General features: G+C 63.5%; 14 protein-coding genes. All 14 read left to right on the top strand.

The window, feature by feature from the left end; translation table 11 throughout:
* Positions 1 to 10: 10 nt before the first annotated feature.
* The 14 genes from B4L76_RS07510 (at position 11) to B4L76_RS07445 (ending at position 13452) form a co-directional block, all read left to right on the top strand.
* Positions 11 to 379 carry a flagellar protein FlaG gene (locus B4L76_RS07510; protein WP_296231576.1) on the top strand — a complete coding sequence of 123 codons (369 nt, stop codon included), beginning with the start codon at positions 11 to 13 and terminating at the stop codon, positions 377 to 379.
* Between the two features lie 78 nt (positions 380 to 457).
* Positions 458 to 1876, top strand: coding sequence for a flagellar filament capping protein FliD (fliD, locus tag B4L76_RS07505; RefSeq protein ID WP_296231575.1), 1419 nt, complete (start codon positions 458 to 460; stop codon positions 1874 to 1876).
* 134 nt (positions 1877 to 2010) lie between these two features.
* Positions 2011 to 2406 (top strand): flagellar export chaperone FliS, encoded by a 396-nt coding sequence (gene fliS / locus B4L76_RS07500; RefSeq protein WP_296231574.1) that lies wholly within the window; start codon positions 2011 to 2013, stop codon positions 2404 to 2406.
* A gap of 11 nt (positions 2407 to 2417) precedes the next feature.
* A complete protein-coding gene (locus B4L76_RS07495) occupies positions 2418 to 2714 on the top strand; it encodes a flagellar protein FliT (RefSeq protein WP_296231573.1) in 297 nt (98 codons plus the stop codon).
* A gap of 169 nt (positions 2715 to 2883) precedes the next feature.
* Entirely contained in the window at positions 2884 to 4359 is a 1476-nt protein-coding gene (fleQ, locus tag B4L76_RS07490) for a transcriptional regulator FleQ (protein ID WP_296231571.1), read from the top strand.
* A 129-nt stretch (positions 4360 to 4488) separates the two neighbouring features.
* A complete protein-coding gene (locus tag B4L76_RS07485; RefSeq protein WP_296231570.1) occupies positions 4489 to 5706 on the top strand; it encodes a sensor histidine kinase in 1218 nt (405 codons plus the stop codon).
* A complete protein-coding gene (locus B4L76_RS07480) occupies positions 5706 to 7067 on the top strand; it encodes a sigma-54-dependent transcriptional regulator (RefSeq protein WP_296231569.1) in 1362 nt (453 codons plus the stop codon). Before B4L76_RS07485 ends, B4L76_RS07480 begins: the two co-directional genes overlap by 1 nt.
* 142 nt (positions 7068 to 7209) lie before the next feature.
* Complete coding sequence (gene fliE / locus B4L76_RS07475) at positions 7210 to 7542, top strand: flagellar hook-basal body complex protein FliE (protein WP_013973606.1); 333 nt, start codon at positions 7210 to 7212, stop codon at positions 7540 to 7542.
* Between the two features lie 15 nt (positions 7543 to 7557).
* A complete protein-coding gene (gene fliF, locus B4L76_RS07470) occupies positions 7558 to 9336 on the top strand; it encodes a flagellar basal-body MS-ring/collar protein FliF (protein WP_296231568.1) in 1779 nt (592 codons plus the stop codon).
* Entirely contained in the window at positions 9329 to 10348 is a 1020-nt protein-coding gene (gene fliG / locus B4L76_RS07465) for a flagellar motor switch protein FliG (protein ID WP_013973604.1), read from the top strand. Before fliF ends, fliG begins: the two co-directional genes overlap by 8 nt.
* Before the next feature lie 89 nt (positions 10349 to 10437).
* Positions 10438 to 11202 (top strand): flagellar assembly protein FliH, encoded by a 765-nt coding sequence (gene fliH / locus B4L76_RS07460; RefSeq protein ID WP_296231565.1) that lies wholly within the window; start codon positions 10438 to 10440, stop codon positions 11200 to 11202.
* The gene (gene fliI / locus B4L76_RS07455; RefSeq protein WP_296231563.1) at positions 11192 to 12547 is read left to right on the top strand and encodes a flagellar protein export ATPase FliI; all 1356 of its coding nucleotides are present in this window, start codon (positions 11192 to 11194) and stop codon (positions 12545 to 12547) included. Before fliH ends, fliI begins: the two co-directional genes overlap by 11 nt.
* Positions 12548 to 12553: 6 nt before the next feature.
* A complete protein-coding gene (fliJ, locus tag B4L76_RS07450) occupies positions 12554 to 13006 on the top strand; it encodes a flagellar export protein FliJ (RefSeq protein ID WP_296231562.1) in 453 nt (150 codons plus the stop codon).
* A gap of 140 nt (positions 13007 to 13146) precedes the next feature.
* Positions 13147 to 13452, top strand: a complete 306-nt coding sequence (locus B4L76_RS07445) for an STAS domain-containing protein (RefSeq protein WP_296231560.1) — start codon at positions 13147 to 13149, stop codon at positions 13450 to 13452.
* The last annotated feature ends 7 nt before the right edge of the window (positions 13453 to 13459 follow it).

The raw sequence follows: 13459 nt of genomic DNA, 5'->3' as shown, positions 1-13459 counted from the left end.
GTGGTAGACCATGGACATGAGCGTCAAGCTGAACCTGTCTCATGCGGCGGCACGTCCGGCCGAGCAGGGTGCTGAAAAGCCGGTCGTCCGGCCAGCGGAGCCCGGTAAGGCAGGCGACGAGAAGAAACACCTGCGCGAGGTCCAGGAAGTGCAGGATGCCGAAAAGGTCAAGAGTGCCGTTGCGGAAATCGAGAAGTTCCTCAAAGCATCGCAACGCAACCTGGAATTTTCCACGGATGAAGAATCCGGCAAGATAGTAGTCAAGGTCATCGCGACCGACAGTGGTCAGGTCATTCGCCAGTTACCCTCTGAAGAGGCCTTGCGGATTGCCCGGAGCTTGAGCGATGCCAACAGTGTTCTGTTCGACGCCAAGGCTTGACCGGCGGCGGACACTAATGAAGTAATACCTGTCTGCCCTGCAGGAGCGGGGTGACACGTTGACGAGAGGGACAACAGCATGGCAAGCCCGATTACCTCCAGTACAGGCCTGGGCTCCGGTCTCAATATCACCGAGATCGTGAGCGCGTTGGTCAAGGCCGATACAACTGCCAAGCAGTCGCAGATTACCCGGCAGACCAGCAACAACAGTGCAATGATCTCGGGTATCGGCTCGCTGCGCAGTGCCCTTACAGCGTTCCAGGACGCCATGAAGGCGCTCAACAACAAGGACGCGCCCTCGTTCAACGCCTATGCGGCCACCTCTGCCAATGAAGCGGTGGTCAAGATCAAGTCGAGCAACTCCGCTGTGGCGGGTAGCTATGACATCGTGGTCGACAAGCTGGCCACCAGTTCGAAAGTGGCCAGCCAGCAGTTCGCCGGCGGCGCGACCAGCGCGATCAGCGCTGGCCAGCTGACCATCAGCCAGGGTGGCAAGACCTACAACCTGGACGTGGCCAGCGGCGCGACTCTGCAGAGTGTGCGTGACCAGATCAACAAGGAAATGAGCGCCAACGGCATCAGCGCCAACATCATCAACGAGGAAGGTGGTTCGCGCCTGGTACTCAGCTCTACCACCACCGGCGCCGGCAGCGATATTTCCCTGAGCGGCATTGCCGAGCTGACCATCGATGGCACCACGCAGATGTCAGGTACCGGAGCGGGCTATATCAACGCCCTGGCCCAGGACGCCGAACTGACCATCGATGGCCTGAAGGTCAAGAGTGCTTCCAATACCGTCGACAATGCCATCAGCGGCATGACCCTCGAACTGACCGGCGTCAGTGCCAGGCCCAGCGGCGCGACGAGCGGTACCCCTACTGCAGTGAAGGTGGCGGCGGATAACGACGGCTTGAAGAAGTCGGTGCAGAGCTTCGTCGATGCCTACAACACGCTGCAGAAGGCGATCACTTCGCTGACCTCCACCAGCCGCGACGCGAATGACAAGCTGGTGCTCGGCCCGCTCACCAACGACCCCACCACGCGTTCGTTGCTGGGCGACATCCGCAAGGTGTTGAGCGAGGTCGGGGCAGGTGACAACCTGACCACCCTCAGCCAGCTGGGTATCAATACCCAGAAGGACGGCACGCTGGAGTTCAACAGCACCAAGTTCAACTCGGCGATGAACGACAAGAAGCTGGGTGTCGAAGTGCAGACGCTGTTTACCGGAACCAACGGTATCTTCGAGCGGATGAACAAGGCCATCGACCCGTACAACAAGACCGATGGCAGCCTTGCCACGCGCAAGGCCAACCTCGACAAGGCGGCTTCGCAGCTTGCCGCCCAGCAGGCAGCCCTGGACCGCCGCACCGAGTCGCTGACCGAGTCGCTGACCAAGCAGTATGTCGCGCTCGACACTGCGCTGGGCAAGATGAAGGCGCAAGCCGACCAGATCACTTCGATCTTCGAGGCCATCAACGCCCAAGCCAAGAAGTCCTGATAGCCCGAATCTGGCAGAAGCCCGGCGACACCCTCCAGGGTGTCCCGGGCTTTTGGCTTTTCCGCTAAAGTTTTTTGACGTCCCGGCGATACACAGGGTACAAGCAACCTTTTTCGCAGCAACGAGGTAGATCCATGAACCCGATGTTGGCCCTTCGGCAGTATCAGAAAGTCAACGGCGTGGCGCAGACATCCGAAGCAAGCCCGCACCGTCTGGTGCAGATGCTCATGCAGGGTGGCCTTGACCGCATGGCGCAGGCCAAGGGCGCCATAGCGCGCAATGACATCGCGCAACGTGGCATTCTCATTGGCAAGGCCATCGACATCATCGGCGGCTTGCGCGAAGGCCTGGACCTGGAAAACCACGCCGACAGCCTGGCCGACCTGGACAGCCTGTATACCTACATGAGTCGTCGGCTGATCGAAGCCAACGCCAAGGGTGACCCCGACATCATCGATGAGGTGGCGCGCCTGCTGATCACTGTGAAGGAGGGTTGGGACGCAATCGGCGATCAGTCGCCGACGGCCTGACAAGCATTGACATGAGCGACGTTATCGCCGGAATCGAGCAAACCCGGGAGCTGCTGCTGGCGGCGCTGGCCAACCGTGACTGGGAGGCAGTAGGGCAATTGGACCTGGAGTGCCGCCTGCGCATCAGCGACATGCTGACCGAGGCAAAGGGCAACGAGGCCGATGTCAGTGCCAGCCTTGAGCAATTATTGAGCGTTTATCGCCAACTAATTGAAGTTGCAAGTGGCGAGCGTCAATCCCTGGTCGACGAAATGACGAAAATCCGTCAGGCGAAAAACGCCGCGAAGGTATACCATCTGTTCTCGTGACCACAGATGTTGCCAAAAGCCATGCGCCATTAATTTGACTGGCTGGTGATTTTTGACTTTACTAGTGGCTGTTTTCGAATTTCAGACGTCCGAACACTGACCATTCAGTCGGAATGATGTCGAACACGCCCATGCTGGGCGCCGATATGACTAGGGAAGTTGCTATTGCATGTGGCGTGAAACCAAGATTCTGCTGATCGATGACGACAGCGCACGCCGCCGCGATCTCGCGGTGGTGCTCAACTTCCTGGGTGAAGAAAACCTCGCTTGCTCCAGCCATGACTGGCAGCAAATGGTCGAGCCGTTGTCTTCCAGTCGTGAAGTGCTGTGCGTGCTCATCGGTGCTGTGAATGCTCCGGGCAATCTCCTTGGGCTGGTTAAGACAGTGGCAGGGTGGGATGAGTTCCTTCCCGTTCTGCTTTTAGGTGAAATTTCTTCTGCAGAGCTCCCGGAGGACCTTCGTCGTCGGGTGCTTTCCAATCTGGAAATGCCGCCGAGCTACAGCCAGTTGCTGGATTCGCTGCACCGTGCCCAGGTCTACCGCGAGATGTACGACCAGGCACGCGAGCGTGGGCGCCAGCGCGAACCGAACCTGTTCCGCAGCCTGGTCGGCACCAGCCGTGCCATCCAGCATGTGCGGCAGATGATGCAGCAGGTGGCCGATACCGATGCCAGTGTGCTGATCCTCGGCGAGTCCGGCACCGGCAAGGAAGTGGTGGCGCGCAACCTCCACTACCATTCCAAGCGCCGCGAAGCGCCATTCGTGCCGGTCAACTGCGGGGCGATCCCGGCCGAACTGCTGGAAAGCGAACTGTTCGGCCACGAGAAAGGTGCCTTTACCGGGGCCATCACCAGCCGTGCCGGGCGCTTCGAGCTGGCCAACGGCGGTACCCTGTTCCTCGACGAAATCGGCGACATGCCGTTGCCGATGCAGGTCAAGCTGTTGCGCGTACTGCAGGAACGTACATTCGAGCGCGTGGGCAGCAACAAGACCCAGAGCATCGATGTACGCATCATCGCCGCGACCCACAAGAACCTCGAGACCATGATCGAGGAGGGCACGTTCCGCGAAGACCTGTACTATCGCCTCAACGTGTTCCCCATCGAGATGGCGCCGCTGCGTGAGCGGGTGGAGGACATACCGCTGCTGATGAACGAGCTGATCTCGCGCATGGAGCACGAGAAGCGCGGTTCCATCCGTTTCAACTCTGCCGCGATCATGTCGCTGTGTCGTCATGGCTGGCCGGGTAACGTGCGTGAGCTGGCCAACCTGGTCGAGCGCATGGCGATCATGCATCCATATGGAGTGATCGGCGTATCCGAGCTGCCGAAGAAATTCCGTTACGTCGATGACGAAGACGAGCAGATGGTCGATAGCCTGCGCAGCGACCTCGAAGAGCGCGTGGCAATCAATGGCCACGCGCCGAACTTCAGCAACCACGCGATGCTGCCCCCTGAAGGCCTGGACCTGAAGGACTACCTCGGCAGCCTGGAACAGGGTCTGATCCAGCAGGCCCTGGACGACGCCAACGGTATCGTCGCGCGTGCGGCCGAGCGGTTGCGCATTCGTCGCACTACCCTGGTCGAGAAAATGCGCAAGTACGGCATGAGCCGTCAGGGTGGCGAGGAACAGGCGGAGGATTGACGCCTGGCGGTCGCCTGTACCGGCCTCTTCGCGGGTGCAGGCGGCACAAATCCCCAGCTCCGGCACGGCTATTGCTACACCGCTGGCAACATACCGTTTTTATGACGGTCAGCCACGCGAGAGAGCACGATGCCCCAGGCCGCCCACGTATCCCGAGCCCCCTTTGCGCAGGGGCAAACCCTGGTCGAACAGGAAAGCCGCCAGGGCGTCGAACAGGCCTTTGCCCTGTTCAATCAGGTGTCCAGCCAACTGAGTCAGTCCTACAGTCTGCTCGAGGCGCGGGTCAGCGAACTCAAGGGTGAACTGGCGGTGGTCAGTGCCCAGCGCATTGCCGAGCTGAGCGAAAAGGAGCGCCTGGCCAACCGCCTGCAGAATCTGCTGGACCTGCTGCCAGGCGGGGTGATCGTGATCGATGGCCAGGGCCTGGTGCGTGAAGCCAACCCGGCCGCCTGTGAACTGCTCGGAGAGCCGCTGATCGGCCAGCTGTGGCGCCAGGTGATCGCACGCAGCTTTGCCCCACGCAAGGACGACGGCCACGAAGTCTCGCTGCGCGACGGTCGCCGCCTGTCTATTGCCACCCGCTCGCTGGATGCCGAGCCAGGCCAGTTGGTGCTGCTCAACGACCTGACTGAAACCCGTCGCCTGCAGGACCAGCTGGCCCGCCATGAACGGCTGTCGTCGCTGGGGCGCATGGTCGCCTCGCTGGCCCACCAGATCCGCACGCCGCTGTCGGCGGCCATGCTCTACGCCAGCCACCTGGCAGATCCCGAACAAGACCTGAGTATGGAAACCCGCCAGCGTTTTGCCGGTACCCTGAAAGAGCGCCTGCACGAGCTTGAGCACCAGGTGCGCGACATGCTGGTATTTGCCCGTGGCGAATTGCCGCTGGGTGACCGGATAACGCCGAAGGCATTGTTCCAGGCGTTGCAGCAGGCAGCCCAGGTGCATGTACAGGGGCACGCCGTGCGCTGGCAGTGCGACAGCCACCTCGGTGAGCTGCTATGCAACCGCGATACCCTGGTCGGTGCCTTGCTCAACCTGATCGAGAATGCCCTGCAGGCCAGCGACAGCCCGGCGCGGTTGAAGGTGCATCTGTTCCGCCGCCAGCGTACCTTGCACCTGTGCGTGAGCGACGCCGGCAGTGGCATCGCGGCAGGCCTGCTCGGGCGCCTGGGCGAACCGTTCCTGACCACCAGGCCCACCGGCACCGGCCTGGGTCTGGCCGTGGTCAAGGCCGTGGTGCGTGCGCATCAGGGCTCGCTCAGCCTGCGCTCGAAGGTTGGCCGGGGTACCTGCGTGCGGGTGGAGCTGCCGTTGATCGACGGGCAGTTGGCGGAGGGCGCGTAATGGCGATCAAGGTGCTGCTGGTGGAAGACGACCGGGTATTGCGCCAGGCGCTGGGCGATACCCTGGACATCGGCGGTTTCGCCTACCAGGCGGTAGGTAGTGCCGAGGAAGCCCTGGTGGCGGTGCAGCAACAAGCCTTCAGCCTGGTGGTCAGCGATGTCAACATGCCCGGCATGGACGGGCACCAGCTGTTGGCCCAGTTGCGCCGCCAGCAGCCGCAGTTGCCGGTATTGCTGATGACCGCGCATGCCGCCGTGGAGCGCGCTGTCGAGGCCATGCGCCAGGGCGCTGCTGATTACCTGGTCAAGCCATTCGAGCCCAAGGCCCTGCTCAGTCTGGTCGAGCGCCATGCTGCCGGGCGACTGGGGGCGGCCGAGGAAGACGGCCCGGTCGCTTGCGAGCCGGCCAGCCGGCAATTGCTGGAGTTGGCCGCGCGTGTGGCGCGCAGCGACTCGACCGTGCTGATTTCGGGTGAGTCGGGCACCGGCAAGGAAGTGCTGGCGCGCTACATCCACCAGCAGTCGCCGCGGGCCGCGCAACCGTTCGTGGCAATCAATTGCGCGGCCATCCCCGATAACATGCTCGAGGCCACCTTGTTCGGCCATGAGAAGGGTGCCTTCACCGGCGCCATCGCCGCCCAGGCCGGCAAGTTCGAACAGGCCGACGGCGGCACCTTGCTGCTCGACGAGATTTCGGAAATGCCGCTGGCCCTGCAAGCCAAGTTGCTGCGGGTGCTGCAGGAGCGTGAAGTAGAGCGGGTAGGCGGGCGCAAACCGATCAGCCTGGATATCCGCGTGCTGGCTACCACCAACCGTGACCTGGCCGGCGAGGTGGCGGCCGGGCGTTTCCGCGAAGACCTGTTCTACCGGCTGTCGGTGTTCCCTCTGGCCTGGCGCCCGCTGCGCGAACGCCCGGGCGACATCCTGCAACTGGCCGAGCGGCTGCTGGCCCGCCATGTGGCCAAGATGAAGCATGCGCCGGTGCGCCTGTCGTCCGAGGCTCGCGCCTGCCTGCAGGCGCATGCCTGGCCGGGCAACGTGCGCGAACTGGACAACGCCCTGCAGCGCGCGTTGATCCTGCAACAGGGCGGCGTGATCGAGGCGGCGGATTTTTGTCTGGCGGGCGCCATTCCATTGTCAGCTGGCAGCGAGCCACCACCTGAAGCGGTTGTCGAGGCGGGCGGGTTGGGCGATGACATGCGCCGCCACGAGTACCAGATGATCATCGACACCCTGCGCGCCGAGCGTGGTCGCCGCAAAGAAGCGGCTGAACGGCTGGGAATAAGCCCACGCACCTTGCGCTACAAACTGGCGCAGATGCGCGATGCCGGGTTCGACGTCGAAGCCAGCCTGTTCGGCTGACACAACTTACGGAACCGCACGAGGCCGCTCCTGCAGGGGGCATAAAAAACCGGGTTGGTCGCAGGCTGGCACCTTTGTTGCTTTAGGTAGGCTATCCGCCGCATCACGTCAAAAAAATGCGGCCGCAGGAGAGAGAAGGGTCATGAGCCAAGGTGTTGAATTCAATCGTCTGATGTTGGACATGCGGGCCATGCAGGCCGACGCCATGTCGCTGCCCAAGGTGGCTGCAGCCCCCGAGCTGGCACCGGGGCAGAGTACCTTTGCCGATATGCTCGGCCAGGCCATCGGCAAGGTGCATGAGACGCAGCAGGCTTCGACCCAGCTGGCCAACGCCTTCGAGATCGGCAAGAGCGGCGTCGACCTGACTGACGTCATGATCGCTTCGCAAAAGGCCAGCGTATCGATGCAGGCCCTGACCCAGGTACGCAACAAGCTGGTCCAGGCGTACCAGGACATCATGCAGATGCCGGTTTGAGGACGGACATAATCCATGGCTGAAGCAGTCGTCGACAACGCCCCCGTGAAAAGCGGTCCGCCAGCGGCCAAGCCGCCGCTGTTCGGCATGGCGTTTCTGGAAAACATCGCGCAGATGCCCATGCTGCGTCAGATCGGCCTGTTGGTCGGCCTGGCCGCCAGCGTGGCGATCGGCTTCGCCGTGGTGCTGTGGTCGCAACAACCGGACTACCGCCCGCTGTACGGCAGCCTGGCGGGCATGGATACCAAGCAGGTCATGGATACTTTGGCCGCGGCCGACATCCCCTACAACGTCGAGCCCAATTCCGGCGCTCTGCTGGTCAAGGCCGACGACCTCTCCCGTGCGCGCCTGAAACTGGCCGCGGCCGGCGTGGCGCCGAGCGATGGCAATATCGGCTTCGAACTGCTCGACAAGGAGCAGGGGCTGGGCACCAGCCAGTTCATGGAGGCCACCCGTTATCGTCGCAGCCTGGAGGGTGAACTGGCGCGTACCGTGTCCAGCCTGAACAATGTCAAGGGCGCGCGAGTACACCTGGCGATTCCGAAAAGCTCGGTGTTCGTGCGTGACGAGCGCAAGCCCAGCGCCTCGGTGCTGGTCGAGCTGTATCCGGGCCGTGCCCTGGAAGCCGGGCAGGTGATGGCCATCGTCAACCTGGTCGCGACCAGCGTGCCGGAACTGGACAAGTCCCAGGTCACCGTGGTCGACCAGAAAGGCAACCTGCTGTCCGAGCAGATCCAGGACACCGCCCTGACCCAGGCTGGCAAGCAGTTCGACTACAGCCGCCGGGTGGAAAGCATGCTCACCCAGCGCGTGCACAACATCCTGCAACCGGTGCTGGGCAATGACCGCTACAAGGCCGAAGTGTCTGCCGACCTGGACTTCAGCGCGGTCGAGTCCACCTCCGAGCAGTTCAACCCCGACCAGCCGGCATTGCGCAGCGAGCAGTCGGTCGACGAACAACGTGCCAGCAGCCAGGGCCCGCAGGGCGTGCCTGGTGCGCTGAGCAACCAGCCGCCAGGCCCGGCCTCGGCACCGCAGACCACCGGTGGCGCTGCCACGCCGGCGGCGGCTATCCAGCCCGGCCAGCCGCTGGTAGACGCCAATGGCCAGCAGATCATGGACCCGGCCACCGGCCAGCCGATGCTGGCGCCGTACCCGTCGGACAAGCGTCAGCAGAGCACCAAGAACTTCGAGCTGGACCGCTCCATCAGCCATACCCGCCAGCAGCAGGGGCGCATGACCCGCCTGTCGGTGGCCGTGGTCGTCGATGACCAGGTCAAGGTCGACCCGGCCACCGGTGACACCACCCGTGCGCCGTGGGGCGCCGAGGACCTGGCGCGCTTCACCCGCCTGGTGCAGGACGCGGTCGGTTTCGATGCCAGCCGTGGCGACAGCGTGACGGTGATCAACGTGCCGTTCGCTGCCGACCGTGGCGAGGAAATCGCCGATATCGCCTTCTACCAGCAGCCGTGGTTCTGGGACATCGTCAAACAGGTGCTGGGCGTGGTGTTCATCCTGGTGCTGGTGTTCGGTGTACTGCGGCCGGTGTTGAACAATATTACCGGGGGCGGCAAGCAGGCTGCCCAGGATAGCGACATGGAGCTGGGCGGCATGGTGGGGTTGGATGGCGAACTGGCCAGCGACCGCGTCACTCTGGGTGGCCCGACAAGCATTCTGCTGCCTAGTCCGACCGAGGGCTACGAGGCACAGCTCAACGCAATCAAAGGCCTGGTGGCCGAAGACCCGGGCCGTGTGGCCCAGGTCGTGAAAGAGTGGATCAACGCCGATGAGTGATAACCGAGCCGTTACCGCCAAGCTGAGCCGCGTCGACAAAGCGGCGATCCTCCTGCTCTCGCTGGGCGAGACCGATGCAGCCCAGGTGCTGCGCCACATGGGGCCCAAGGAAGTGCAGCGGGTCGGTGTGGCGATGGCGCAGATGGGCAATGTGCACCGCGACCAGGTCGAGCAGGTGATGAGCGAGTTCGTCGAGATCGTCGGCGACCAGACCAGCCTGGGTGTCGGTTCCGACGCGTACATCCGCAAGATGCTCAACCAGGCCCTGGGTGAGGACAAGGCCAATGGCCTGGTCGACCGCATCCTGCTCGGTGGCAACACCAGCGGCCTGGACAGCCTCAAGTGGATGGAGCCGCGTGCCGTGGCCGACGTGATCCGCTACGAGCACCCGCAGATCCAGGCCATCGTGGTGGCCTACCTCGACCCCGACCAGGCTGGCGAAGTGCTGAGCAATTTCGACCACAAGGTGCGCCTGGACATCGTCTTGCGCGTCTCCTCGCTGAACACCGTGCAACCGGCGGCGCTGAAAGAGTTGAACCAGATCCTCGAGAAGCAGTTCTCGGGCAACTCCAATGCGGCGCGCACCACCTTGGGCGGTATCAAGCGTGCGGCCGACATCATGAACTTCCTCGACAGTTCGGTCGAAGGTGCACTGATGGACGCGATCCGCGAAATCGACAGCGACCTGTCGGAGCAGATCGAGGACCTGATGTTCGTCTTCAACAACCTGGCCGACGTCGACGACCGTGGCATCCAGGCGCTGCTGCGCGAAGTGTCGTCGGATGTGCTGGTGGTGTCGCTCAAGGGCGCCGACGAGCGGGTCAAGGACAAGATTTTCAAGAACATGTCCAAACGTGCTTCCGAGCTGCTGCGCGACGACCTGGAGGCCAAGGGACCGGTGCGGGTCAGCGACGTGGAAACGGCGCAGAAGGAAATCCTCACCATCGCCCGACGCATGGCCGAGGCCGGCGAGATCGTGCTCGGCGGCAAGGGCGCCGAGGAAATGATCTGATCCACCAGGCGACGCGCTCCGCTGTCGATCAGGCGCCGCGCCTCCAGCAGGGCGCGTAGGTTGCTGATGGCTATTGAGTACTTGAAAACATGCCCACCAAAGAACGTCACCCCAGCGACCTGATCCGCGCCCACGACCTCGAGGGCGTGGATGTGTGGGCGCTGCCCAGCTTCGACCCGCAGCCGGAGCCCGAACCCGAGCCGGAGCCCGAGGTCATCGAGGAAGAAGTCGAGGAAGTGCCGCTGGAGGAAGTCCAGCCGCTGACCCTGGAAGAACTCGAAGCCATCCGCCAGGAGGCCTACAACGAAGGCTTCGCCACCGGCGAGCGCGAGGGCTTCCACAGCACCCAGCTGAAGGTGCGCCAGGAAGCCGAAGAAGCCCTGAAGGCCAAGCTGGAAAGCCTTGAGCGACTGATGACCAACCTGATGGAGCCGATCGCCGAACAGGATACGCAGATCGAGAAATCGGTGATCCACCTGGTGGCGCACATGGCGCGCCAGGTCATCGGTCGCGAACTGCGCGGCGATTCCAGCCACATCACCCAGGTGCTGCGCGAGGCGCTCAAGCTGCTGCCCATGGGCGCGGACAACATCCGGATCCACCTCAACCCCCAGGACTTCGAGCTGGTCAAGGCGCTGCGCGAACGCCATGAGGAGAACTGGCGGTTGCTGGAGGACAGTGCGCTGCTGCCGGGCGGCTGTCGCATCGAGACCGCCCACAGCCGTATCGACGCCACCATGGAAACCCGCATCGAGAAAGCCGTGGCGCAACTGTTCGACCGCTTGCATGACCATTCCCTGCATCCGGCGGCAGCCGATATCGCCGTCGATCTGGCCCGCCCCGATGAAGCTTGAGCGCACCAGCTTCGGCAAACGGCTGGGCGGCTATGCCGAGGCTGTCGACCTGCCGGCCCAGCCGGTGGTGGAAGGCCGCCTGCTGCGCATGGTCGGCCTCACCCTGGAGGCAGAAGGCCTGCGCGCGGCGGTCGGTACCCGCTGCCTGGTGATCAACGACGACAGCTACCACCCGGTGCAGGTCGAGGCCGAAGTCATGGGCTTTGCCGGGACCAAAGTGTTCCTGATGCCGGTTGGCAGCATCGTCGGCATCGCCCCGGGCGCCCGGGTGGTACCGCTGGATGACAGTGGCCGTCTGCCGATGGGCATGAGCATGCTTGGCCGGGTACTCGACGGTGCCGGCCGGCCGCTGGATGGCAAGGGCGGGATGAAGGCCGAGGACTGGGTGCCGATGGACGGGCCGGTGATCAACCCGCTCAACCGCGACCCGATCAGCAAGCCGCTGGACGTAGGTATTCGCAGCATCAACGGGTTGCTGACGGTGGGCCGTGGCCAGCGCCTGGGCCTGTTCGCGGGTACCGGCGTGGGTAAATCGGTGCTGCTGGGCATGATGACCCGCTTCACCGAAGCCGAGATAATCGTCGTCGGCCTGATCGGTGAGCGTGGCCGCGAGGTGAAGGAATTCATCGAACATATCCTGGGTGAAGAAGGCCTCAAGCGCTCGGTGGTGGTCGCTTCGCCCGCCGACGATGCGCCATTGATGCGCCTGCGCGCCGCCATGTACTGCACGCGCATTGCCGAGTACTTCCGCGACAAGGGCAAGAACGTGCTGTTGCTGATGGACTCGCTGACCCGTTTCGCCCAGGCCCAGCGGGAAATCGCCTTGGCCATCGGCGAGCCGCCGGCCACCCGCGGTTACCCGCCGTCGGTATTCGCCAAGCTGCCCAAGCTGGTGGAGCGGGCGGGTAACGGCGAGCCGGGCGGGGGGTCGATCACTGCGTTCTACACCGTGCTGTCCGAGGGTGACGACCAGCAGGACCCGATCGCCGACTCTGCGCGCGGTGTGCTCGACGGCCACTTCGTGCTGTCGCGCCGGCTGGCCGAGGAGGGCCATTATCCCGCCATCGACATCGAGGCCTCGATCAGCCGCGTCATGCCTCAGGTGGTCGATGCCGACCATCTGCGCCAGGCGCAGAAGCTCAAGCAGTTGTGGTCGCGCCTCTCGCAAAGCCGCGACCTGATCAGCGTGGGCGCCTACGTGGCCGGCGGCGATCCGGAAACCGACCTGGCTATCGCCTTGCAATCGCAGATGGTCGAGTTCCTGCGCCAGGGCCTGCACGAGAACGTGGGCATGGCGCAAAGCCGCGAACAGTTGGGCGCGATCTTCACGCCCCCGGCGAGCTGATAGGCCATGGCCCTGCCCGGACGTGCCGCGCGCCTGGCGCCGGTGGTGGACATGGCCGAGGAGGCCGAGCGCAAGGCGGCCCAGCGCCTCGGGCATTTTCAGCAGCAGGTGGCGACGGCCCAGGCCAAGCTGGCTGAACTCGAACGGTTCCGCGAGGATTACCAGCTGCAGTGGATCAACCGTGGCGGGCAGGGGGTCAATGGCAGCTGGCTGGTCAACTACCAGCGTTTCCTCGGGCAACTGGAAACGGTCATGACCCAGCAGCGGCAAAGCCTGGTCTGGCACCAGAACAACCTCAACAACGCGCGTGGCACCTGGCAGCAGGCCTATGCCCGGGTGGAGGGCTTGCGCAAGCTGGTGCAGCGCTACCAGGAAGAAGCCCGGCGTGCGGAAGACAAGCGCGAACAGCGTCTGCTCGATGAGCTGTCCCAGCGCCTGCCACGGCAGCCCCCGCTTTAACGGTCCTTTGGCGGCGGGTTTATCCGCGAAGTGGCCGGCACAGGCAACCTGTATCCACGAGCCGCATCGCTTGCAGCCCCCGCCGTTGCCTGCTAAACCTTTAAGCAGCCGTATCCGCCATCATCGAAGGAATCGCTAGCATGGCAGTCGAGACTGATTTTTCGCAGGACGGGAAAAAACTGACGATCAAGATCAAGGGTCGCTTCGATTTCGGCAAGCACCAGGAGTTTCGTGACGCCTACGAGCGTCAGCCCAGCCGCCCCGATTCGGTGGTGGTCGACCTGAAGGATACTACGTACCTCGACAGTTCCGCGCTCGGCATGCTGCTGTTGCTGCGCGACCATGCCGGTGGTGACCATTCGGACGTGCGTGTAGTGCATGCCAGCTCCGATGTTCGCAAGATCCTCGCCATCTCCAATTTCGAAAAACTCTTCGATATCAGTTGAGCGCCGA

Origin of the sequence: Pseudomonas sp. UBA4617, from assembly GCF_002386445.1 — a bacterium.
Taxonomy (GTDB): domain Bacteria; phylum Pseudomonadota; class Gammaproteobacteria; order Pseudomonadales; family Pseudomonadaceae; genus Aquipseudomonas.
Note: the sequence above shows the minus strand (reverse complement) of the source record. Positions and strands in the feature narration are given on the sequence as shown.

Excerpts from the sequence above, each read along its gene's own strand:
- B4L76_RS07485 (WP_296231570.1), top strand. The coding sequence starts at position 4,489 with ATGCCCCAGGCCGCCCACGTATCCCGAGCCCCCTTTGCGCAGGGGCAA.
- fliG (WP_013973604.1), top strand. The coding sequence starts at position 9,329 with ATGAGTGATAACCGAGCCGTTACCGCCAAGCTGAGCCGCGTCGACAAA.
- fliI (WP_296231563.1), top strand. The coding sequence starts at position 11,192 with ATGAAGCTTGAGCGCACCAGCTTCGGCAAACGGCTGGGCGGCTATGCC.
- fleQ (WP_296231571.1), top strand. The coding sequence starts at position 2,884 with ATGTGGCGTGAAACCAAGATTCTGCTGATCGATGACGACAGCGCACGC.
- B4L76_RS07495 (WP_296231573.1), top strand. The coding sequence starts at position 2,418 with ATGAGCGACGTTATCGCCGGAATCGAGCAAACCCGGGAGCTGCTGCTG.
- fliF (WP_296231568.1), top strand. The coding sequence starts at position 7,558 with ATGGCTGAAGCAGTCGTCGACAACGCCCCCGTGAAAAGCGGTCCGCCA.
- fliH (WP_296231565.1), top strand. The coding sequence starts at position 10,438 with ATGCCCACCAAAGAACGTCACCCCAGCGACCTGATCCGCGCCCACGAC.
- B4L76_RS07445 (WP_296231560.1), top strand. The coding sequence starts at position 13,147 with ATGGCAGTCGAGACTGATTTTTCGCAGGACGGGAAAAAACTGACGATC.
- B4L76_RS07510 (WP_296231576.1), top strand. The coding sequence starts at position 11 with ATGGACATGAGCGTCAAGCTGAACCTGTCTCATGCGGCGGCACGTCCG.
- fliS (WP_296231574.1), top strand. The coding sequence starts at position 2,011 with ATGAACCCGATGTTGGCCCTTCGGCAGTATCAGAAAGTCAACGGCGTG.
- B4L76_RS07480 (WP_296231569.1), top strand. The coding sequence starts at position 5,706 with ATGGCGATCAAGGTGCTGCTGGTGGAAGACGACCGGGTATTGCGCCAG.
- fliJ (WP_296231562.1), top strand. The coding sequence starts at position 12,554 with ATGGCCCTGCCCGGACGTGCCGCGCGCCTGGCGCCGGTGGTGGACATG.
- fliD (WP_296231575.1), top strand. The coding sequence starts at position 458 with ATGGCAAGCCCGATTACCTCCAGTACAGGCCTGGGCTCCGGTCTCAAT.
- fliE (WP_013973606.1), top strand. The coding sequence starts at position 7,210 with ATGAGCCAAGGTGTTGAATTCAATCGTCTGATGTTGGACATGCGGGCC.